This window comes from Mesorhizobium sp. WSM4844 (assembly GCF_055811775.1).
This window is the reverse complement of the sequence record NZ_JBVVQB010000028.1, coordinates 49,043-71,294: the sequence shown is the minus strand read 5'-3', so window position 1 is coordinate 71,294 and position 22,252 is coordinate 49,043. Positions and strand designations below refer to the sequence as shown.

Annotated in this window: 21 protein-coding genes and 1 tRNA gene; 15 read left to right on the top strand and 7 right to left on the bottom strand. The window is 61.6% G+C overall.

The window, feature by feature from the left end:
• Window positions 1–21: 21 nt before the first annotated feature.
• Window positions 22–1,188: a pyridoxal phosphate-dependent aminotransferase gene (locus AC0L2A_RS21410; protein ID WP_473610517.1), complete on the bottom strand. Its 1,167-nt coding sequence runs from the start codon at window positions 1,186–1,188 to the stop codon at window positions 22–24.
• 112 nt (window positions 1,189–1,300) lie between these two features.
• A complete protein-coding gene (gene mscL, locus AC0L2A_RS21405) occupies window positions 1,301–1,723 on the bottom strand; it encodes a large conductance mechanosensitive channel protein MscL (protein ID WP_091600262.1) in 423 nt (140 codons plus the stop codon).
• A 247-nt stretch (window positions 1,724–1,970) separates the two neighbouring features.
• Here mscL and AC0L2A_RS21400 point away from each other — a divergent pair, with 247 nt between their 5' ends.
• The gene (locus AC0L2A_RS21400) at window positions 1,971–5,459 is read left to right on the top strand and encodes a hybrid sensor histidine kinase/response regulator (protein WP_473610515.1); all 3,489 of its coding nucleotides are present in this window, start codon (window positions 1,971–1,973) and stop codon (window positions 5,457–5,459) included.
• A gap of 10 nt (window positions 5,460–5,469) precedes the next feature.
• On the opposite strand, the gene AC0L2A_RS21395 is transcribed toward AC0L2A_RS21400, so the two are convergent.
• Together AC0L2A_RS21395 and AC0L2A_RS21390 are read right to left on the bottom strand one after the other, a co-directional pair.
• Window positions 5,470–6,129 (bottom strand): response regulator transcription factor, encoded by a 660-nt coding sequence (locus AC0L2A_RS21395; protein ID WP_473610535.1) that lies wholly within the window; start codon window positions 6,127–6,129, stop codon window positions 5,470–5,472.
• Between the two features lie 125 nt (window positions 6,130–6,254).
• Entirely contained in the window at window positions 6,255–6,692 is a 438-nt protein-coding gene (locus AC0L2A_RS21390) for a hypothetical protein (RefSeq protein ID WP_473610514.1), read from the bottom strand.
• Between the two features lie 173 nt (window positions 6,693–6,865).
• Here AC0L2A_RS21390 and AC0L2A_RS21385 point away from each other — a divergent pair, with 173 nt between their 5' ends.
• From AC0L2A_RS21385 to AC0L2A_RS21375, 3 genes are read left to right on the top strand one after another with little or no spacing between them, the layout of a single operon-like run.
• A complete protein-coding gene (locus tag AC0L2A_RS21385; RefSeq protein WP_473610513.1) occupies window positions 6,866–7,216 on the top strand; it encodes a DUF952 domain-containing protein in 351 nt (116 codons plus the stop codon).
• On the top strand, window positions 7,213–8,289 hold the full coding sequence (locus tag AC0L2A_RS21380; RefSeq protein WP_473610511.1) for a quinone-dependent dihydroorotate dehydrogenase: 1,077 nt from the start codon (window positions 7,213–7,215) through the stop codon (window positions 8,287–8,289). The genes AC0L2A_RS21385 and AC0L2A_RS21380 overlap by 4 nt, the downstream gene beginning before the upstream one ends.
• 32 nt (window positions 8,290–8,321) lie before the next feature.
• Window positions 8,322–9,224: a histone deacetylase family protein gene (locus AC0L2A_RS21375; RefSeq protein ID WP_473610510.1), complete on the top strand. Its 903-nt coding sequence runs from the start codon at window positions 8,322–8,324 to the stop codon at window positions 9,222–9,224.
• A gap of 30 nt (window positions 9,225–9,254) precedes the next feature.
• Here the strand turns inward: AC0L2A_RS21375 and AC0L2A_RS21370 are convergent, their stop codons facing one another.
• A complete protein-coding gene (locus tag AC0L2A_RS21370; RefSeq protein ID WP_027155530.1) occupies window positions 9,255–9,518 on the bottom strand; it encodes a DUF6460 domain-containing protein in 264 nt (87 codons plus the stop codon).
• 253 nt (window positions 9,519–9,771) lie between these two features.
• Here AC0L2A_RS21370 and AC0L2A_RS21365 point away from each other — a divergent pair, with 253 nt between their 5' ends.
• From AC0L2A_RS21365 to AC0L2A_RS21330, 8 genes are all read left to right on the top strand, one after another.
• On the top strand, window positions 9,772–11,643 hold the full coding sequence (locus AC0L2A_RS21365) for an acyltransferase family protein (protein ID WP_473610508.1): 1,872 nt from the start codon (window positions 9,772–9,774) through the stop codon (window positions 11,641–11,643).
• Window positions 11,644–11,732: 89 nt separating this feature from the next.
• A tRNA-Gly gene (locus tag AC0L2A_RS21360) sits at window positions 11,733–11,806 on the top strand.
• 168 nt (window positions 11,807–11,974) lie between these two features.
• A complete protein-coding gene (locus AC0L2A_RS21355; RefSeq protein WP_473610507.1) occupies window positions 11,975–12,223 on the top strand; it encodes a DUF3606 domain-containing protein in 249 nt (82 codons plus the stop codon).
• Between the two features lie 154 nt (window positions 12,224–12,377).
• Window positions 12,378–13,103, top strand: coding sequence for a Crp/Fnr family transcriptional regulator (locus tag AC0L2A_RS21350; protein ID WP_473610506.1), 726 nt, complete (start codon window positions 12,378–12,380; stop codon window positions 13,101–13,103).
• A 139-nt stretch (window positions 13,104–13,242) separates the two neighbouring features.
• Window positions 13,243–13,446 carry a hypothetical protein gene (locus tag AC0L2A_RS21345; RefSeq protein WP_473610504.1) on the top strand — a complete coding sequence of 68 codons (204 nt, stop codon included), beginning with the start codon at window positions 13,243–13,245 and terminating at the stop codon, window positions 13,444–13,446.
• Window positions 13,447–13,752: 306 nt separating this feature from the next.
• A complete protein-coding gene (locus AC0L2A_RS21340) occupies window positions 13,753–14,397 on the top strand; it encodes a hypothetical protein (protein WP_473610503.1) in 645 nt (214 codons plus the stop codon).
• Entirely contained in the window at window positions 14,394–14,789 is a 396-nt protein-coding gene (locus tag AC0L2A_RS21335) for a phage holin family protein (protein WP_095493499.1), read from the top strand. Before AC0L2A_RS21340 ends, AC0L2A_RS21335 begins: the two co-directional genes overlap by 4 nt.
• Window positions 14,786–15,661, top strand: coding sequence for a hypothetical protein (locus tag AC0L2A_RS21330; protein WP_473610502.1), 876 nt, complete (start codon window positions 14,786–14,788; stop codon window positions 15,659–15,661). The genes AC0L2A_RS21335 and AC0L2A_RS21330 overlap by 4 nt, the downstream gene beginning before the upstream one ends.
• On the opposite strand, the gene AC0L2A_RS21325 is transcribed toward AC0L2A_RS21330, so the two are convergent.
• Window positions 15,648–16,775, bottom strand: a complete 1,128-nt coding sequence (locus AC0L2A_RS21325) for a L,D-transpeptidase family protein (protein WP_473610500.1) — start codon at window positions 16,773–16,775, stop codon at window positions 15,648–15,650. The genes AC0L2A_RS21330 and AC0L2A_RS21325 overlap by 14 nt on opposite strands.
• A gap of 154 nt (window positions 16,776–16,929) precedes the next feature.
• Complete coding sequence (locus AC0L2A_RS21320) at window positions 16,930–17,919, bottom strand: LysR family transcriptional regulator (RefSeq protein ID WP_091600229.1); 990 nt, start codon at window positions 17,917–17,919, stop codon at window positions 16,930–16,932.
• Between the two features lie 336 nt (window positions 17,920–18,255).
• On the opposite strand from AC0L2A_RS21320, the gene chvE reads away from it, so the two are divergent.
• The 3 genes from chvE (at window position 18,256) to mmsB (ending at window position 22,241) form a co-directional block, all read left to right on the top strand.
• Window positions 18,256–19,320: a multiple monosaccharide ABC transporter substrate-binding protein gene (gene chvE, locus AC0L2A_RS21315; RefSeq protein ID WP_091600228.1), complete on the top strand. Its 1,065-nt coding sequence runs from the start codon at window positions 18,256–18,258 to the stop codon at window positions 19,318–19,320.
• A 99-nt stretch (window positions 19,321–19,419) separates the two neighbouring features.
• The gene (gene mmsA / locus AC0L2A_RS21310) at window positions 19,420–20,952 is read left to right on the top strand and encodes a multiple monosaccharide ABC transporter ATP-binding protein (protein ID WP_091600227.1); all 1,533 of its coding nucleotides are present in this window, start codon (window positions 19,420–19,422) and stop codon (window positions 20,950–20,952) included.
• Window positions 20,949–22,241 carry a multiple monosaccharide ABC transporter permease gene (gene mmsB, locus AC0L2A_RS21305; protein WP_473517452.1) on the top strand — a complete coding sequence of 431 codons (1,293 nt, stop codon included), beginning with the start codon at window positions 20,949–20,951 and terminating at the stop codon, window positions 22,239–22,241. Before mmsA ends, mmsB begins: the two co-directional genes overlap by 4 nt.
• Window positions 22,242–22,252: the final 11 nt, after the last annotated feature.

Genomic DNA, 22,252 nt, shown 5'->3' with positions numbered 1-22,252 from the left:
TTGGCGCGGACCTCAACAACCTCACACACTTTTCATCCACTTCGCCAGCCGGTGCGCGGCCTCCTCGAGCTGGTCGAGGCGGCGGTGGAAGCATAGCCTGAGGAAGGCGTCGCCGCCGGGACCGAATGCGGTTCCGGGCGCCAGGCCGACATTGGCGCGGTCGACGATGTCGAAGGCGGCGGCGCGTGAATCGGTGATGCCGTCGACTGCGAAGAACAGATAGAACGCGCCCTGCGGCACGGTAAAGCGTGCCCTGCCGGTCGCAGCCAGGATGCCGCAGACCAGGTCACGCGCCGCCCTCGCCCGCTCCACCTGCTCGACGATGAAGGCGTCGCCTTCGTCGAGGGCGACGACCGCGCCGCGCTGCATGAACTGGGCAACGCCGGAGGTCGAATACTGGACCAGGTTCTCGAACACCTGCTGCAGGCAGGGATGGACCTTGATCCAGCCGACCCGCCAGCCGGTCATCGACCAGTTCTTGGAAAAACTGTTGACGAACAGGATGCGATCCTCGTCGGCCATGATGTCGATGAAGGACGGCGCGCGGCTGTCGCCGTAGTGGAACAGCGAATAGATCTCGTCGGCGATGATCCACAGCCCCCGTTCGCGGGCAAGGTCGAGGATCGCCTGCAGCGTCTGCCTGTCGGCGGTCCAACCGGTCGGGTTGGACGGTGTGTTGACGAACAGCGCCTTTGTCCTTGGCGTGATCGCCGCCTCGATCTTGCCGATGTCGCAGGACCAGCCATTGCCGGACTGGTCGAGCGTGACTGCGACGGGGACGGCGCCCGCCACGCCGGCGGCTGCGGCGAAGTTCGGCCAGGCCGGCGACAGATAGACGACCTCGTCGCCATTGCCGGCGACAGCGTCGAGCGCCAGCTGGATGGCATGCATGCCAGAGCCGGTGACGATGAATTCTTGCTCGGCGAAGCTCTTGCCGAAATGCCTGATGTAATAGCGGGCGAGCGCCTGCCGCAGTTCGGGGATGCCTTTCTGCCAGGTATAAAAGGTTTCGCCGCCGGCCAGCGCCCGGGCAGCGGCATCGGTGATGAAGGCGGGCGTCGGTAGGTCGCCCTCGCCGGCCCAGAGCGGGATCATGCCGTCGCGGTCGCGGCCGCGATTCATGACGGCGACAATGCCGCTTTCGGGCGCGGCCCGGGCCTCGGCGCGCAAATTCTCGATCAGGGTCATGGATGGATCCGTTTTTCGCCTTCCGGACAGCTAGCGTGTTTTGCGACAGGCGAAAATAGAAAACCCCGGCCGAAATCGACCGGGGTTTTGGTCCAGAGATCTTGCCCCTGCGCTATTTCCTGGCGAGGAGATCGCGAATTTCGGTGAGCAGCGCGACATCGGCCGGCGGAGCGGCAGCAGGCGCAATGGGCTTCTCACGCTCCAGCCGCCTGCGCAGATCATTCACCGCTTTGACCATCAGGAAGATGATGAAGGCGAGGATGATGAAGTTCAGCGCCACGGTGATGAAACTGCCATAGGCGAAGACTGCGCCCTGCCTCTTGGCTTCCGCCAGCGATGTGGCGTTGACCGCTGAGGACAAGGGCAGGAAATAATTGTTGAAGTCGAGTCCGCCGAAAATCGCCCCGATTATCGGCATGATGATGTCGTTGACTAGGGATTCGACGATCTTGCCGAAGGCGGCGCCGATGATGACGCCGACGGCCAGGTCCATGACATTGCCCCTGGAAATGAATTCCTGGAATTCTTTCAGCATCCGACCCTCCTTGTCCTGACGGGTCAGGCCGCCGCCTCTGCCCGCTTCGTTCGGCCCCGCTTCGTACCCCCAACTGGCACAATAGCAAAAACCTGCGGTTGCAGCATCGGCAAAAGACCGGTTCCGGCCAAAATTTCCCGAAGCCGCAGCCATCCTGCGCCGAAAGCCGCGATGGACTTGATCGCCAAGCTGTGATTGCGTCTCAGCATGCCGGATGCAAAAACCGGCAAGGGAGGATTTTTAGGCCGTGCAGGGCTGGTTCATCGTCATCATCGCGATCGCCTATGTGACGTTGCTGTTCGTCATCGCCAGCCTCGGCGACCAACGCTCGACGACATCCGGGCCTGACCGGGCCCGGCCCTTCATCTATGCGCTCAGCCTGGCGATCTACTGCACCTCCTGGACCTTCTTCGGTTCGGTCGGCCTTTCCTCCGAGCGCGGCCTCGAATTCCTCGGCATCTATATCGGCCCGGTGCTGGTGTTCGTGTTCGGCTTTCCGCTGCTTCGGCGCATCGTCAGGCTGGCCAAGACAGAGAAGATCACTTCGATCGCCGACTTCCTCGGCGCCCGCTACGGCAAGAGTTTTGCCGTGGCAGCGATCGCCACGCTGATCGCGACGATCGGCGCGGTGCCTTACATGGCATTGCAGTTGAAGGCGATTTCCGGCTCGGTCAGCCTGATGGTCGAGCATTATACCGGCTCGCCGCCTTCGTTCGATCCATTCGTCAGCGACATCTCGCTGGTCGTCGCCATGCTGCTTGCGCTATTTGCGGTGCTGTTCGGCACGCGCCACGCCGACGCCACCGAACACCAGGACGGGCTGGTGCTGGCGGTAGCGGTCGAAACTGTGGTCAAGCTCGCCGCCTTCCTGGCGATCGGCCTGATGGTGACCTTCCTGATCTTCGGCGGCCCGGGCGATATGGTCGACAAGCTCGCCGAGAATTCGCAAGTTCAGCAAGCGATGGGCTACAGCACCTCGCTCGCAACCTGGCTGGTGCTGACATGTTTGAGCGGTTTCGCCATCATCATGCTGCCGCGCCAGTTCTATGTCACCATCGTCGAGAACCGCAGCGAGGCCGAACTGCGCACCGCGACATGGGTGTTTCCGCTCTATCTGGTGGCGATCAACCTTTTCGTGCTGCCGATCGCGCTCGCCGGCCTGGCGCTGGTCGGCACCAGGACCAGCAGCGACCTCTATGTCCTGTCGCTGCCGCTGCTCAGCGGTCACGATGTGTTGGCCATGGCGGCGTTCATCGGCGGCCTGTCGGCGGCGACCGCGATGGTGATCGTCGAAAGCGTCGCGCTGTCGATCATGATCTCCAACGATCTCGTCATTCCACTGTTTGTGCGTCGCCTGCTCAAGACCACGACATCGGAGAACGAGGACTGGTCAGCGCTCATCCTCAACGTGCGACGGGCGGCGATCTTCATCATGCTGTTCGTCGCCTTCCTCTATTATCGCGAGAGCACCAACAGCGCGCGGCTCTCCTCGATCGGCCTGATGTCGTTCGCCGCGATCGCGCAGTTCGCGCCGGCCTTGATCGGCGGACTGATCTGGCGCGGCGCCAACGGCAGGGGGGCGGCGCTCGGCATGGTCGCCGGCATCGTCGTCTGGAGCTATACGCTGCTGCTTCCTTCGCTCGCCGCGTCCGATACCGGCATCGTCGTCCACGGCCTGTTCGGTTTCGAAGCGTTGCGGCCGCAAGCATTGTTCGGCACCGTCGCCGAGCCGCTGAACCACGGTGTCCTGTGGAGCCTGTCGGTCAACACACTGTTCTTCGTGCTAGGCTCGCTGTCGCGCGCGTCGGTGCCGCTGGAGCGCATCCAGGCGTCGATTTTCGTGCCGCGCGAGGCGAGCCCGATGCCGAGCCTGCGCCGCTTCCGCACCACCGTCACCGTCAACGACCTCAAGGACACCATCGCGCGCTATCTCGGCGTCGAACGCACTGAACGGTCGTTTCAGTCGTTCGAAAAGAGCAACGGCGCTTCGCTGCACGGCAACGAGCAGGCCAGCATGGACGTCATCCGTTTCTCCGAGCAGCTTCTGGCAAGTGCCGTCGGCTCCTCTTCGGCGCGGCTCATCCTGTCGCTGCTGCTGCGCCGCAATGATCGAGAGGCGAAGGACGCCTTTCGCCTGCTCGACGACGCCACCGAAGCGCTGCAGCACAACCGCGACCTGCTGCAGATCGCGCTCGACCAGATGGAACAGGGCATCACCGTCTTCGACAGGGATTTCCGGCTGATCTGCTGGAACCGCCAATATCGGGCGCTGTTCGACCTGCCCGACGAGATGGGCCAGGTCGGCGTCTCGCTCGACCGCATCCTGCGCCACCTTGCCGAGCGCGGCGACATTCCGGCCGACCAGCGGGTGGCGATGCTCAACCGCCTCACCAGCTTCGTCAGCCCCTGGCAGATGGAGCTGAAGACCAGCGGCCGCATCCTGGAATTGCGCTCCAACCCGATGCCGGATGGCGGCATCGTCGCCACCTATGCCGACATTTCCGGGCGCGTCGAGCAGGACCTCGCGCTGAAGCGTGCCAATGAAACGCTCGAACAGCGCGTCAAGAACCGCACCGTCGAACTGACCCGCGTCAACGAGGAGCTGGCACAGGCACAGATGCTGGCGGAGGAGGCCAATCTCGGCAAGACCCGCTTCCTCGCTGCCGCCGGCCATGACATCCTGCAACCGCTGAACGCTGCTCGTCTCTATTGCTCGTCGCTGATCGAAAAGGCCGGCAAGGGACCTGCGGGCAAGGCCGCGATCAACATCGAATCCTCGCTGGAATCGGTCGAGACCATTCTCGGCGCAGTCCTCGACATTTCCCGTCTCGACGCCGGCGCGATGAAACCGGACGACACGGCCTTCAGCCTGGACGGACTGCTGCGCCAGATCGGCAACGACTTTCAGCCGCTTGCCGCCGAGAAGAAACTCAGCCTGACGATCATGCCATCGTCGCTCAGCGTGACGACTGACCGCAATCTGTTGCGCCGCCTGATCCAGAACCTCGTATCCAATGCCATCAAATACACCCGCCATGGCCGCATCCTGGTCGGCGTGCGGCGGCGCGGCGAACTTGCCGAGATACAGGTGATCGACACCGGCATCGGCATTGCCGCCGACAAGCTGAACACGGTCTTTCACGAATTCACCCGGCTCGATGAGGGCGCTCGCGAAGCCGAAGGCCTGGGGCTCGGCCTTTCGATCGTCGACCGCATCGCTCGCGTCTTGCGCCTCGAACTCCAGATATTTTCAAGCCCGGGCAAGGGCACGCGCTTTTCCGTCGTCCTGCCGGTCGCGGCAGTGCAGGAGCCGCGGCGCGAGATCGAGACCAAGGCGCCGGTCCGCACGGCTGCTTCGCTTGCCGGGCTCCGCGTGCTCTGCATCGACAACGACGCCCGCATCCTCGACGGCATGCGGCTGCTGCTCGAAGGCTGGGGCTGCAGCGTCGACACGTTTGCCGGCTCGGGGGACCTCGAGGGGTCCGGCATGCGTCGACCCGACATCGTGCTTGCCGACTATCATCTCGACGGCGAGACCGGCCTTGACGCGATCGCCAAACTGCGCGCTATCCATGGCCATGACATGCCGGCGGTGCTGGTCACCGCCGACCGCTCGAGCGAGGTGCGCGCCAGCGCCGGCAGGCTCGACGTGCCGGTGATCAACAAGCCGCTCAAACCAGCGGTGCTGCGCTCGATGATGGCGAGGGTCAGACCGCTGGCGTCGGCAGCCGAGTAGCGCCGGAGGGTCAGCCGGCCGCCGCCAGCGGGTCGCTGCCGATCTTGGACAGCAGGATCACCGCCTGGGTGCGGCTGTCGACGCCAAGCTTCTGCAGAATGGCCGAGACATGCGCCTTGATCGTCGCTTCGGAGACACCGAGCTCGTAGGCGATCTGCTTGTTGAGCAGACCTTCGGCCAGCATGCCGAGCACGCGCGTCTGCTGCGGCGTCAGCGTCTGCAGCCGCTTGATCAGATCGGATATCTCGGGATCGCGCTCGACGCCGAGATCGATGCCGGTGGGCGCAGCGATGTCGCCGGCAAGCACCGACTGCACAGCGCTGCGGATCTCCTCCATGCTGGCCGATTTGGAGATGAAACCCGAAGCGCCGAGGTCGAGCGCGCGCCGGATGGTCACCGGATCGTCATGCGCCGACACCACCACCAGCGGCACCGTCGGATGGATGCCGCGCAGCGAGATCAGGCCGGAAAGGCCGCTCGCGCCCGGCATCGACAGGTCGAGCAGCACCAGATCGACGTCCTCATTGGCCACGACCAGCGCCTTGGCGCTTTCGAAATCGCCGGCCTCATGAATGCCAGCGACGTCGCCGATGCCGGCAAGCGCCTCTCTCAGCGCGCCGCGAAAAAGCGGATGATCGTCAGCGACGACGAAAGTATAGCCCGACGACACATGGCCCTCCCCGAATCCCATTGATGATTGTCTGCTTCTTGCGGGATCAGTCGAACGATTATGCGGCGATATCAGCCGTTTTCAAGCGGCAAGCCGGTGCGCCGGGCTTCCCCGGTGAACGGTGCTCAGGTTTTTTGCGAATTGGGCTTGAGGCCATCCTCGCCGCTGTCCTTTTCCATGTCCTTGACGATGCCCATGAAGCCGCGCAGGAAGCGCTCCATGTAGCTCATCGTCTTGTTGAAATCCTCCTCGCTGGGCAATGTCGACTCAAAGCGGGCGGCAAGCGAGTTCTCGAGCTTGACGACGCGCTGGTCGAGCGCCTTCACCGAATTTTGCAGCCGGTCGATCTCGTCCTGGAAGGGGGCGCGTTCATCGGCCGCCATCTTGCAGACGAGCTGGCCGGAACGCTCCTCACAGATCGACATCGCACCGGTCTGCGTGTCCATGCGGACATAGCCGGTGGCCGACTTTTCCAACCGGTAGCGGTCGGCTTCCTCGGAAAAGGCTGATGCCGCGACGAGCGAGACGAGGGCTGCAGGGATCAAGACGTGCTGCGGACGCATATTGTTTGTCCTCCATAGGCCAGTAAGCGCAATCTTATCGCATGTTTGCGCCGGAAATGGGGAAGAACCCTGGCCTTTACCTTGACGCAGGTTCCTGTCGGAAAACCGTGTGACACTTTTCCGGAACCTGCTTGCCTCTTCCCCGTACGATTGGTTCGGACTATAGCGCAACCATGTCTCAGCTTATCTACAAGATAGTGCCTGAACCGCTGTGGCGCGAGGCCGAAAGAAATGGCCGCTTCGTCGGCGCGTCGATCGATGTCGCCGACGGCTTCATTCATTTTTCCACTGCCGGCCAGGCGAAGGAAACCGCGGTAAAACACTTTGCCGGCCAGACCGGGCTGCTGCTGGTCGCCGTCGATGGATCCAGACTGGGTGATGCGCTGAAATACGAGGTCTCGCGGGGCGGTGCGCTGTTCCCGCATCTTTACGGCCCGCTCGACCTCAACGCCGTCGTCTGGGTGCAATCATTGCAGCTCGGCACCGATGGCCTGCATCAATTCCCGACGCTGGAGGCCGAATGAGCGTGCTCGACCGGCTCGGCCAGAGGTTCCTGTTCGCATTCGATCCGGAAGCCGCCCACGGCCTGTCGATCGCGGCGCTGAAATGCGGGCTGCCGATAGGCGGGAGACCCGTGCGCGACGACAGGCTGAAAGTCAGCGTCTGTGGCATCGATTTCCCCAATCCACTCGGCATGGCCGCCGGCTACGACAAGAACGCCGAGGTTCCCGATGCGCTGCTTGGCCTTGGCTTCGGCTTTGCCGAGGTCGGCACGATCACGCCGCTGCCGCAGGCCGGCAACCCGAAGCCGCGCATTTTCCGGCTGACATCCGACGAAGCGGTGATCAACCGGCTGGGCTTCAACAACGAGGGTCACGCGGCCGCCGAACAACGGCTTGCCGCCCGCAAGGGTCGCGCCGGCATCGTCGGCGTCAATATCGGCGCCAACAAGGACAGCACCGACCGCGTCGGTGACTATGAACGCGGCGTTGCCAGGTTTGCGCCACACGCCAGCTATCTGACGGTCAACATCTCCTCGCCGAACACGCCGGGCCTGCGCAACATGCAGGCGCGTGAACAGCTTGGCGAGCTGCTGTCGCGCGTCATGGCCGCACGTGCGGCAGCGGCCGCGCAGCCGCCCATCTTTCTGAAGATCGCGCCGGACCTGGTCGAGGCCGAGCTGGAGGATATCGCCGCCGAGGTCACCGAGAACGCAATAGACGGCGTCATCGTCTCCAACACCACCATCGCGCGGCCGCGGCTGCGCAGCGCCGATCTTGCCGGCGAGACCGGCGGGCTTTCGGGAAAACCGCTATTCGAGCGCTCGACCATCGTGCTGGCAAAGATGCGCAAACTGCTTGGCCGGGACCCGGCCATCATCGGCGTCGGCGGCGTCGATTCCGCGGAGACGGCACTTGAAAAGATCCGCGCCGGCGCCGATCTCGTCCAACTCTATACCGGCATGATCTATGCCGGGCCGGCACTGCCGGGCCGCATTCTTGCCGGTATGGCCCGGTTCGCGGACATGCAACGGCTCAAGTCGCTGCACGAGTTGCGCGACACCAGCCTCGATCAATGGGCATCCAAGCCGCTCTGACCCGAAGTCGCTCTAAAAAGCACCTGCCGCTCATGCCCCTGCAGATCGTTCATCATCCCGACTACGACGCCGGCTTCGCCGTCAACCATCGTTTTCCGATGAGCAAATACAAGCTGCTGATGGAAGCCTTGGGCGCGCGCGGACTGGCCAGCCCCGCCGCGCTCAATGTGCCCGAACCGGCGCCGGCATCATGGCTGAAGCTTGCCCATGCCACCGGCTATGTCGACCAGGTGCTGGCCTGCGAAGTGCCAGAAAAAATCGAACGCGAGATCGGCTTTCCGGTAGGCCCACGCGTCTCGCTCAGGGCGCAGCTCGCAACGGGTGGCACAGTGCTGGCGGCGCGGCTGGCGTTGCTGAACGGCATCGCCTGCAATACCGCCGGCGGCAGCCATCATGCGCGGCGCGCGCAAGGCGCCGGCTTCTGCACCTTCAACGATGTTGCGGTGGCTTCACTGGTGTTGCTTGCCAAAGCAGCCGCCGGCAATATCCTGATCGTCGATCTCGACGTGCATCAGGGCGACGGCACGGCCGACATTTTGGGCGATGAACGGCGCGTTTTCACCTTTTCCATGCATGGCGACCGCAACTATCCGACGCGCAAGATCGCTTCCGATCTCGACATCGCCCTGCCCGACGGCACCGGCGATGCGGCCTATCTCGAAAGGTTGGGCGGCATGCTGCCGGAACTCACCGCCAGGGCGCGCTGGGACATCGTTTTCTACAATGCCGGGGTCGACGTTCATGCCGAGGACCGGCTCGGCAGGTTGTCGCTGTCGAACGACGGGCTGCGTGCGCGCGATGACATGGTGATCCGTCATTTCCGCGCGCTCGGCATCCCGGTCTGCGGCGTTATCGGCGGCGGCTATTCGACTGACGTGGCGGCTCTGGCCGCGCGCCACGCCATCCTGTTCGAAACGGCCTCAGGCTTCGCCTGACGCACGCTGACCTTCGGTTCGGCGTCTGCTCTATTTCCGGTAGTTGGCGATCCTGAGCAGGATGAAGGCTGGAATGACGATCGCCGCACCCAGCAGGATGTAGCCGAGGAAACGGTCGATGGCGCGGAAGCCCAGGTTCCAGAGATCGACGAAGACATTGCGGATGCCGTAGAGCACATCCATCGGCGACCAGCCGAAAGCGTTCATGACAAGGCCGACGAGGAACGACAGCACCAGCAGCTTCAGGAGCACCCGGAGCGGCGTGTCGCCGAGAAAGCGCGTCAGTGCGGACAAGGCGTATCTCCAGATTCGGTTGCCCCGATTCGGGCACAGCTCCAGAAATACGCACTTGGCCGCCCGGCATCAAGGCGATCGCTCAGTTGCTGCGGTCGGCGCTTTGCCGAATTGTGCTCTTGACACTTATGTTGCAGTGCAGCAAAATTGGGCGACAGAGGGTAACCAGTTGATATCGAACTGCCAGACTCATCGCCCGGTGATGGACGGACTGCGCTGCCTCACCGTGACTTGCGAACACAGGGCTTCTTGAATGAAGTACAGGCGCGATATCGATGGTCTTCGGGCCGTTGCGGTACTGCCGGTCGTACTCTTCCATTTCGGCATCTCGGCAATTCCAGGCGGCTTTACCGGCGTCGATATCTTCTTCGTCATATCTGGTTACCTGATCACCGGAAGCCTGCTGGACGACCTTGAACGCGGCCAGTTTTCGATCGTCAGCTTCTACTGGCGCCGCGCCCGGCGCATTCTGCCGGCGCTGATCTTTGTCACGCTTCTCACCTGCATTGCGGCCTTGTTCATTCTTCTGCCGTCGGATCTGCATGAATTCAGCCTCAGCGTCATAGCGGCTTCGACTTTCTGGTCGAACATCTATTTCTGGAAAACGTCAAATTACTTCTCGATCGATGCCGAGCTCCGACCGCTGTTGCACACCTGGTCGCTTTCGGTCGAGGAGCAGTACTATATCTTTGCCCCGATCCTGATGTTCCTGATCTACCGCTTTTTTGCCAAACGCTGGCTGACGATACTCCTGCCGATCATCCTCGGCAGTTTCGTGCTGGCGGTCATGGCGACGTGGTTGGCGCCAAACGCGGGATTCTACCTGCTGCCGACACGGATCTGGGAGCTCATGCTGGGCGCCGTGCTCATGCTGAAACGCCCCCCGCCCCTGAGCAGCCGGTTTCTTATGGAACTGCTCGGGTTGGCCGGATTTGGCCTTCTTGCCATCGGGTTCTTTGCGATCTCGGAGAGCGATCCGTTCCCGGGCTACAACGCCTTGTATCCCTGCCTCGGAACGGTCCTGCTTATCTATGTCGGTCAAAACAGCCCCTCGACGATCGCCAGCCGCATACTAGAAGTCCGGCCGCTGGTCTGGATCGGCCTCATCTCCTATTCGCTGTATCTTGTTCACTGGCCGATCAATGCGTTCGCGCACTATCTCTCACTGGAAGAATTCGACCCGTCGATGACCGTTGCGTTGACGGTAGCAAGCTTGGCGCTGGCTGCGTTTTCCTGGAAGTACGTCGAGCAGCCGTTTCGGCAGAAAAGGAGCTTCACCGCCCCGGCGCCCATCTTCGCCTTTTCAGCGGGCGCAATCGCTGTTCTTTGCCTTGGCGGGGCGGCCGGGGCGCTCGGCAACGGCTTTCCGCAACGCTTTCCAGACTATGTCCAACAGCGGATTCCTGTCGGGGACTGGGGCAACGGCACCTGTTTCAACGAGGGTTTCAGCCGGATCGAAAACTGGAATATCGAGGATTGCACGCGCACACGCGGATTCCCTACAACCGTTTTGTTGTGGGGTGACTCGTTCGCCGCCCACTATGTTCCAGGCTTGGACGCCAACATAAATCAACTCCGGGCCAATATCGTGGAATACACCTACGCGGGCTGTCCCCCGATTCTCTCCTACTTCTCCTATGGACGCCCGGATTGCATGCGGTTCAATCAGCAAGCCCTGAAGATTATCCAGGACGCTGGCATCAAGACGGTCGTGCTCAGCGGTCGGTGGACCGATTATGAGGCCAGAAGTTTCGACGGTCTCCAGCAAACGATCGATACGCTTCGTGGTCTGGGTGTGCGTGTGTTTGTCATCGGCCAGTCCCCGCAGTTCATAACCGATGTTCGGAAAATCGCGTTCTTCGCAAAGCGCGAAAATCTCGATGATACGCCGTGGCCAATGGCCATGGATCCCGACATCAACAACCGTGTGCGCGCATTTACCAAAGGCGCCACCTTTATCGATCCGCTGAATTTCCTCTGCAGCGCCGGACGCTGCTCCTACGCCGACGCAGGCCAGTTCCTCTATTTCGACTATGGCCATTTTTCTACCGTCGGGGCCACGCTGGCAATTTCGAAATACTGGCCGGCCTTTGCCTCAGACGATGCCGTTGCCACGACGGAATAACAGTCTGGCGGCTGGCAAGGCATGAGTGCACACGAGTATACGCATAACGATTGCCCGAATGCCGGCTTGCGTGGTAACGAGGCTGCTGCGCGGGTATGATGTAATGGTAGCCTGTCAGCTTCCCAAGCTGAACGCGCGGGTTCGATTCCCGCTACCCGCTCCAGCTTACCCAGTCGGGCCGGCCGGCGCCGCACCTCACGAGACCCACATGATCAGGTGAGCGGCCTATATCAGCCGGATGGAACATAACGTGATTCTAATAAGAGGCGGCAACAAAAGACGCTGATCCGCGTTTGCGCTTGATCTGAAGGCCAGCCAGGGAGGAACCCAAATGGCCGACGACAAGAGCAATAGAGGTTCTGGCGACGGAAACCGCGTCGCGGGCGACCAAGACTACGAGTTCCGCTATTTCGCTACCAAGTTCGGCCTCTCAATACCGCAGATCCGCGAGCTTTTTGGCAAACACGGCAACGATCGCGAGACCCTGTATCGGGAGGCTCGGAAGCTCGGAAACGCCGTGACCACACAAGAACGGATCTCGAACGACGACCGAACGTTTCACAACCCGGGCCGCCCATGACCGGCAAGCGACATAGCGAAGAAGTCGAACATGAGAGCGACCTTTTCTATCTGTGTCCGACAGGCGGCCAAGTCGTAGATGCTCGGGACCTGCGGCATGTCAACTGGCACGAGCCGCTGGAACTCGATGCCTGATCTGCTCAAAAGGCACCGCGATGTTCGGCAAAGACCTCCTGGTTCACATGCTCGACCGCCGCGACACCCTGCCGCCAGACGAGATCGCGCTCATTGAGGCTCTTCCGGTTCGGCCGGTAACGTTCGGACCCGATGAGGAGATCGTCAGGGAGGGATCCCGCCCCACCGAAAGCTGCCTTGTCGCGAATGGGTTCGCAGTTCGAAACCAGGCTATTCGGGAAGGAAAGCGTCAAATAACGGCAATTCACGTGCCGGGAGACTTTGTCGATCTGCATAGTTTACTGCTAAAAGTGATGGACCACAGCGTGAGCGCGCTGGGTTCGTGCGATGTAGTTTTCATTCGACACAAAGACCTGCTTACAGCAATGGGTGGAAGTCCACATCTCACCCGGATGCTCTGGCTTTCGACGACTATCGACGCCTCGATCCAAAGGACTTGGATAACCTGCCTCGGGCGTCGCTCCGCCAAACAGCATCTCGCACATATAATTTGCGAATTGTATGTCCGGTTAGAGATAGTCGGATTGGCCTCTGACCAGACGTTCGCTATTCCACTGACGCAAGCGGAAATGGGCGACGTGCTTGGTCTATCTGTAGTTCACGTGAATCGGACGCTGCAGGAGCTTCGAGCGAAGGACTTGGTTACCTGGAAAGACCGGAGGATTGTTATCCTTGATTTCCAGCGATTGGCCTTACTAGCCGACTTTGATGCGACGTACCTAAACCTCTTCCATGAGCCACGGTGACCGCCCTCGGCCAGGACGTGTCGGCGCACTGATGCGGCATCAAGATTTCTCGTCAACTAAACAATGTGAATGAGCCCTCGCCCCGGATCGATTACGGCTGGGTTCAATTGGCACAGTTGACGTCAAAGAAGGATTGCACATGCGTGAACTCGAAAATCTCATCGAACAGTATGTAAATAGTCGGAGGCGGCGCCATAGTTTCATATCGACGCGGCTCGCCGTTAAGGCGCTCAAACAGATCGTACCGGCATGTTCGGTCTCAGATTCCGACCTGGCGAACATGATTGCCAATCGTGCAATAGACTACAACCTTCCGGTGAGCTTTGACCTCAATGAGAGCTAGGCGTGGCGCGTCATTATGCAGCCCGACCATGAGCCTTTGAGGTCCGGTGCACCGAGGCGCTCCGCATGGCCCGCCTAGGTCCGCGTCTTGGCTCACGGCGCGTGCGAAGTTCCCAGAGACTTCACCCGGCCCAGAGATTGGTTAGCGATTGCTATTTTAGCTTGAAGTGATGGAACCTGTTTGCCCCCGCCAAGTTCGTTAGGCAATGGAGGAGATTGCCACCATGAACAGTGTCATTTATCTCATCGGCCTTGTCGTCGTCGTGCTTGCGATCCTCTCCTTCCTCGGATTCCATTAGGAGATACCATGCAGCGCGAAGACGATCAGGGCCGTAAGCCGGCCGATTTCGAAACAGCCAAAAGCGAACTGTCCGAACGGTTCCAGCAGGAAACGCAGACCGCGACAGAGGCGCTACACGACGCTCGCGACGAACTCGCCAGGAGGGCGGGCGACTACGCTGCTGAAGCGAAGCAGGCGTTGTTCGACAAAGCCGAGGGAACACAGCGCGATATCAGCTCCAACCTGAAGGCCTTTAGCGGAGCCTTGCGAGCAGCAAGCGAGCATCTGGCCAATAACAATCAACGGACCGCTTCGAAGTTCACCCTCGATGCCGCTGGCTCGCTTGAACGCCTTTCATCTTCGTTGAAGGACAAACCATTCGAAGATGTTCTTGGCGAGATGCGGTCTTTCGGCCGCGAAAACTCAGGGGCGCTGATAGCCGGCTCAGTATTGGCAGGCTTGGCGCTGGGGCGGTTTATCAAGAGCACGCCGCCATCTGCCCGGACCGAGACACCGAGTCGATCGCAAACAGACGGGGGTTCAGAAACGGTTTCGAACTCGGATCAGTCCGCTACGCGATCGGCAGAGGCACCTGACACTACGCCGCCCCCCTTCAATCAGCCTAGAGACGACAGGGATTTGGCAGGCGCAAGCCTGGGGCAGAACCCATGACCAACAATCAGGAAAGTCGCGGCCTCGCAACCCTCGTCAGCGATCTGGCACAGCAGGTCACAACCCTGCTTCAAACCGAAAGTAGGCTGTTGCGGGCCGAAATGTCGGAGAAAATCAGCAAGGCCGGCGCAGGCGCCGCCGAGGTTCTGGCCGGCGCCATATGCCTTCTCGCGGCCTTGATGGTGCTTTTGCAAGCACTCGTAATCGCCCTAGCGAGTGCCGGCCTGGGAGCGGGATGGTCCTCGCTGCTGGTTGGAATCGTCGTCGCGATACTGGGGATCATTCTCTTGCGCTCCGGCACGAAAAGCATGGCTCCTTCCGAGCTGACGCCTGATCGCACACAAGACCAACTCAAGCGCGACGCGCGCGTGATCAAGGATCAAATAAGATGAGCGAAAAATCCGCAGCCGAGCTCGAGCGCGATGCCGACATCGCCCGTGCTAAAGTAGCAGACACCGCCGATTCGATCCGCAGCAAGATGACACCGGGTCAATTGATCGACGAATTTACCGGGATGTTCGCCGGTGGCGAGGGATCCGCCATGCTTGGCAATCTCAAGTTGCAAGTCAGGGACAACCCGTTGCCATTGACGTTGATTGGAGCCGGCCTGGCCTGGCTGATGCTGGGCGACGGCACGTGGGCAACCAACTCAGCTGCCGCCGCCTATCGGACAGGCACAGCTCCTGACGCTTTCTCTAACTTGCGCGGCGATGATTTCAGCCAGGGCAGCGAAGGGTCCGGAATCGGGGCGATGCTCTCCGATACCGCCGGTTCGGTTACATCAGCAGCAAGCGACGCGGCCGAAGCTGCAGCAAACGCTGCAACGGGCGCCAAGGAGAGGATGACAAAAACCGCCGGACAGCTCGGCTCAAGCGCCAGCGAGATAGCGGCTCGGACGCGCCAATCGGCACAAGACCTCTTCGAGCGCGAACCGCTGGCTATCGCCGCTGTCGGCCTTGCGCTGGGCACTGCCATCGGGGTGATGCTGCCCCACACAGCCACAGAGGACGAGCAACTTGGCGCCTACCGCGACAAAATTCGCGACAGTGCGGAGGAGGTTTTCGAAACGGGCCTGGAGCAAGCAAAGCAAGTTGCCGCCGAGGCCTACGAAACGGTCAAGGAAGAGGCCGACCGGCAAGGCTCGGGTGCAGGCACCCTAGCAGGCAAGGTCGGCAAAGTTGTGGAATCGACCGCAAACAGAACTGAGGAAGCCATTCGCGATCGTTTGCCGGGGTCGTCGGACGAGTCTTCTACCACCACATAGCGTCGCCACCAGCCTGAATGACGCGCTTGGTCCATAGGACGTCATCCGGCATCGTCTCCGGCGCGCGCCCGGGCCTTGCGAGAGCAGGTGGCGGGCCAGTCCGCTTTGCTACGGAGCAAGCTCGTCGACGAAGGGGGGCGATCTCGTCCTTGAACTCGACTTTCGTGCCCGGCTGCACCATGGAGCCGAGATCTTCGACATCCCAATTGGTCAATCGGATGCAGCCATGCGAGAAGGTTGTGCCGATCTTGCCAGGTTCGGGCGAGCCGTGGATGCCGTAGCTTTCGATGGAGAGATCGATCCACACCGATCCCACGGGATTGTTCGGCCCGGCAGCGATGGTGAAGGGACGCTTGGTCTTGACTCCCTTGAAGGCAAAATCCGGATCGTAGTGATAGGTCGGATTGCGCACCACGCGCTTGACCTGCGCCGTGCCGCTTGGCGCCGGCTTTTCATCGCTGCCGATCGAGGCGGGGTAGGCTGCGAGCCATTTGCCGGCAGCATCGAGCACGCGCACCAGGCGAGCGCCCTTGTCGACCTCGATGCCGGCTACGCCGGCGGGAGGATCGCCGCGGCCAACATCAGGCACGATCAAGGTCTTGCCGGGCTTCCTGAAGCCGGCGCCCGGATTGAGCATCCTGAGCAATTTTTCGCTGACATGGAAGCGCTCCGCCAGCTTCTCCAACGCGTTGCGATAGGCGAGCCGCCGCAGACGGGCCATCCTCTCCATGCGAGCCGGAATACGCCTGGTGAAAGGTCCGCGCAAATCCTTGCGCGTCACCTCATGGGTGACCAGCACCGGGTCGGCGGAGGTCGCCGTGAGCTTGCGCCAGGTCTCGGCAGTGAGCTTGCCATCGGATCGGAGTCCGTTCGCCTGCTGAAAGGCGGCGAGTGCCTTGGCGAAGTTCTCTGAGAGGCGACCGTCGATCAGCCCCGGCGAGAAGCGGGCGCGATCCAAAAGAATCTGCGCCTTGAGCAGCGTCGGATCGACCTCCTTCGGTTCGCCAGCGCTGAATTGGGCCTGATTGACGGTCGCCAGGTCCAGCGTGGCCGAACGCGCCCCGCCGCACGCGACGGCAAGCATCGCGGCGAAGACGAGGAGAAGCCTGATCATCGATAGCTCCCTGGGCCCTGCAACAGGAGCCCGCTTCTATGACGCAGCACGGCCCGGTGTGGTTCCTTCGCTCGAGCGATATTCTGATTGAAGCGACCCGGGATTGAAGCGACATGGCCGAAGAGTGGATTGGCAATGGATCGATTCAACGCCGTCAGCCCACCTCGCGCAAAATGAAGTCGTGCAGCATCTTGGCCGCCGGCGAAAGCACGCGATTTTTTACGGTGATCAGACTGTATGGCCTGACCTCGATGTCGAATTCGGTCTGGACGACGTCGATGGCGCCGGCCAGCCCCTCGGGGTTCTGGATGAACTTCGCCACCTGGATCGACACCGGCGCGATGGCGTCCGACTGCGCGACCATGACCAGGGTGAGCAGCAGCGAGCTGGTGTTGAGAATGCGGTCCGGCAGCGCGATGTTGCGGTTCAGGAAATTGCTCTCCATCGCCTGGCGCAGCGGCGAGCCGCCCGACTGGAAAACCCAGTCATAGGCGGCGGTCTCCTCCAGCCGCACCGCCTTGCCCTTGGCCAGCGGGTGGCCGCGGCGCACGATGAGGCAGGCTTTCTCGACGCCGATGACGCGGGCCTCGAACAGCCGCGGATTGAGGTCCTCGGGGATGCGCGCGATGATGAAATCGTGACGTGTGGCGATCAGTTCGCGCGCCAGCACATTGGAGGTCTCGACCTGCATGGTGATCTCGATACGCGGATAGATGCGCCGGATCTCGCGGATCGCCGGCACGGCGAGCTCGATTGCAGGGGCCGTCACCGCGCCCAGGAACACCGAGCCGCCCTTGCCCGCCTTGAGCTCGGATATCTCGCGGTCGACCTCGCGCATCTCAAGCAGGATCGAACGTGCGCGCCTCGCCAACGCCTTGCCATAGGGCGTCAGCGTGATCCCGCGCGGCAGCCTCTCGCACAGCTTGACGTCGAGCACCGCCTCCATCTCGGCGATCATGCGCGAGGCGGCGGGCTGGGAGATGTTCATGACCTGGGCTGCCGCGCTGACCCGGCCATGGTCGTCGAGGGCTGCGATCATGCGCATGTGGCGCAGACTGAGGCCGCTGCGCAGCAAGGTCTCACTCTTGCCGGGACGTTCCCCATAACCCTCTGAAAGTCCGTGAAAATCCCGGAGCGCCGCCATGATGTCCGTTTGCTCCTCGCTGGTGGCCGGCCGGCAATCCCGGCCCGATCTTTTTGGCTACTTTCAAGTCTTTTGGCCACTTTCAGTATACCAGTTTGGGTATAGCAACTACCAAAGATCGCATTTGACAGTTATGGCAAAGCGCCACACCTTTGCGCGTCCTGAAACCTGACCGTCGCCAGCGAGAAAAATCGCATCGACCGGAACCAGAGTCTCAGGGCCGATTGGGAGGATACCGGAGATCGATATGGCGGCAGCGGCGCGTTTTGGCGCTCCTGCACGATCGCGCGGCCCACGAAACCCAGGGTGCGCGTCCATCAACCAGGGAGAGTTAATGTGAAGATCATCAAGACACTGGCCGCCGTCGCGGCCCTTAGCATCGCGGCCATGACGGTCCCGGCGCAGGCAGGCGAAGGCCTCATCGGCGTGCTGATGCCGACCAAGACCTCGCAGCGCTGGATCAACGACGGCGACGCCGTCAAGTCCCAGCTCGAGGCTCTGGGCTACACTGTCGACCTGCAATATGCGCAGGACGATATCCCCAATCAGCTCAGCCAGCTCGAAAACGAAATCACCAAGGGCCCAAAGGCACTGATCATCGCCTCGATCGACGGCACCACCTTGTCGGACGCGCTGCAGAAGGCGGCTGACGCCGGCGTCGTCGTCGTCGCCTATGACCGGCTGATCAAGAAAACCCCGAATGTCGACTACTACACCACGTTCGACAATTTCGGCGTCGGCGTCATCCAGGCGAAATCGCTGCTCAAGGGCCTCGGCTATCCCGAGAACAAGGGTCCGTTCAACGTCGAACTGTTCGGCGGCTCGCCTGACGACAACAACGCCTTCTTCTTCTACGACGGCGCCATGTCCGTTCTGCAGCCGCTGATCGACGACAAGACCCTCGTCGTGAAGTCCGGCCAGATGGGCATGGACAAGGTCGGCACGCTCCGCTGGCTGGCAGCCACCGCCCAGGCCCGCATGGACAATCTGCTCTCCGCCCACTACTCGGATGGCAGCCGCGTCGATGGCGTGCTCTCGCCATATGACGGCCTGTCGCGCGGCATCATCGCCTCGCTGCGCGCCGTTGGTTACGGCACGGCCGATCAGCCATGGCCAATCGTCACCGGCCAGGATGCCGAAACCGCTTCGGTCAAGGCGATCATCGCCGGCGAGCAGTACTCGACCGTGTTCAAGGACACCCGCGAACTCGCCAAGGCGACGGTCGAGCTCGTCGACAAGGTGCTCTCGGGCGGCAAGCCGGAGGGCCTCGACACAAAGACCTACAACAACGACGTCAAGGTCGTCCCCTCGATCCTGCTGACGCCGCATGAGGTCGACAAGTCGAACTACCAGGCCCTGGTGGTCGATTCCGGCTACATCAAGGCCGAAGAACTGAAGTAACCGCAGACGTAAAACCGGGGGTCCTGCGCAACGCAGGGCCCCTTTTCGTCAGTGAACGACCCCGGTATGTTTCGGGATCTCGCAGGAGTGGTATTGCCGATGGCCTCGACGATTTTGGAGATGCGTGACATCACCAAGACGTTTCCCGGCGTCAAGGCGCTTTCGAATGTCAACCTCAGCGTCGAGGAAGGCGAGATCCACGCCGTTGTCGGCGAGAACGGCGCCGGCAAGTCGACACTGATGAAGGTGCTGTCGGGTGTATATCCCGCCGGCACCTATGACGGCGAAATCGTCTATCGCGGCGATGAGTGCCAATTCAAGGGCATCCACGACAGCGAGCGCCGCGGCATCGTCATCATTCACCAGGAACTCGCACTGGTGCCGATGCTGTCGATCGCCGAAAACATCTTCCTCGGCAACGAACACGCCAGCTACGGCATCATCGACTGGAACGCCAACGAGACGCGCACCAGCGCCCTGCTCAAGAAGGTGGGCCTTAAGGAAGACCCCAAGACGCTGATTACCAATATCGGCGTCGGCAAGCAGCAACTGGTCGAGATCGCCAAGGCGCTCAGCAAGGAAGTGCAGTTGCTGATCCTCGACGAGCCGACGGCGAGCCTGTCCGAAAAGGACAGCCAGGCGCTGCTCGACCTGCTGCTCGAATTCAAGCGGCAGGGCATCACCTCGATCCTGATCTCGCACAAGCTCAACGAGATCAACCGGGTCGCCGACAAGGTCACGATCATCCGCGACGGGCGGACGATCGAGACGCTGGCGAAGAAGGACATCTCGGAAGACCGCATCATCACCTCGATGGTCGGCCGCTCGCTGGACGACCGTTATCCGTCGCGCGAGCCTGATATCGGTGAGGTCGTGCTGCAGGTGAAGAACTGGTCGGTCTATCATCCGATCCATGCCGAGCGGCAAGTGATCAAGGGTATCGATATCGACGTCCGCAAGGGCGAGGTGGTGGGTATCGCCGGGCTGATGGGCGCCGGACGCACCGAATTCGCGATGAGCCTGTTCGGCCGCTCCTATGGCCGCCACATCACCGGCGAGGTGCTGCTCAAGGGCAAGCCCATCGATGTCTCCTCTGTCAGCAAGGCAGTCGAACACGGCATTGCTTACGTCACCGAAGACCGCAAGACCTACGGTCTCAACCTGATTGATCATATCAAGCACAACATCACGCTGGCCAATCTTCCCGGCGTGTCGCGCCATAGCGTGATCGACGACATGCGGGAACTCGCCGTCGCCAACGACTACAAGGCCAAGACCAACATCCGCTCGTCCAGCGTTTATCAGATGACCGGCAATCTGTCGGGCGGCAATCAACAGAAGGTGGTGCTGTCGAAGTGGCTGTTCGCCAATCCGGAGGTGCTGATCCTCGACGAGCCGACGCGCGGCATCGACGTTGGCGCCAAGTATGAAATCTACACGATCATCGCGCGTCTTGCCTCGGAGGGTAAGGCGATCATCGTCATCTCGTCCGAGATGCCCGAACTGCTCGGCATCACCGACCGTATCTATGTCATGAACGAAGGACGTATCGTCGGCGAAATGGCGGCGAGTGATGCCAGCCAGGAAAAGATCATGCGCGCCATCGTTCGCGGAGAAGGAAAAGCATCATGAGCACCGAAAGCGGTCCCGTCCCGAAAAGCGGCGTCGCCGAAGATGTGCAGCAAGGGCCGCGCATTGCCGTCTCGGCGCTGGTCACCAACCTGCGCGAATACGGTCTGATCCTGGCGCTTATCGCCATCATGGTGTTCTTCCAGTACACGACGTCCGGAACGTTGTTCAAGCCGGTGAACTTGAGCAACCTGGTGCAGCAGAACAGCTTTATCATCGTGATGGCGCTGGGCATGCTGCTGGTGATCGTCTCCGGCCATATCGATCTCAGCGTCGGCTCCGTCGCCGGTTTCATCGGCGCGCTGGCGGCGATGATGATGGTCATCTGGCCCCTCGGCCCGTTCAGCAATCCGCTGGTGGTGTCGATCATCTGCCTGATCGTCGGTGGTGCCATCGGCGCGGCACAAGGCTACTGGATTGCCTATCACCGAATACCGAGCTTCATCGTCACGCTGGCGGGGATGCTGATCTTTCGAGGCATCTGCCAGGCGCTGCTGGGTGGCGGATCTTCCGTGGGGCCGCTTCCAGTCGGCTTCAAGGCGCTCAGTTCCGGCTTCATTCCCGACGTGATCGGCTCATTGACGCTGATACCGCCGGTGGTGAACGCCGCCGGCAAGACAATCGTCGGCAGCGGCCTGACGCTGCACATGACGACGATCGTGCTCGGCCTCATTGCCGTGGTCGCCTATGCTTATTTCGGGCTCAGGGCACGGCGCAGCCGCGAGCGGCACGGCTACGAAGCCGAGCCGTTCTCGCTGTTCGTCGTCAAGACCCTGGTGACCAGCGCCCTGGCGCTGTTTCTGGTCTACCAATTCGCCACCTACAGGGGTCTGCCAATCGTTCTCGTGGTGATGGGCGTGCTGATCGCGCTGTTCGTCTTCGTCACCAAACGCATGACGGTCGGCCGCCGTATCTACGCAATGGGCGGCAATGCCAAGGCGGCGCAGCTATCGGGTATCAAGACCGAGCGGCTGACCCTGATGGTGTTCATCAATATGGGCGTGCTCTCGGCGCTCGGCGGGCTGATTATTGCGGCGCGCCTTGGCCAGGCGGTGCCGGCGGCCGGCCTCGGCAGCGAGCTCGACGTCATCGCCGCTGTGTTCATCGGCGGCGCTTCGGCGATGGGCGGCGTCGGTCAGGTTGTTGGCGCGGTGGTCGGCGGTTTCATCATGGGCGTCATGAACAACGGCATGTCGATCATGGGCGTCAATGTCGATTGGCAACAGGTGGTCAAAGGCCTTGTGCTGCTCGGCGCCGTGGTCTTCGACGTCTACAACAAGAACAAGGCTTGAGGGCGAGGGAA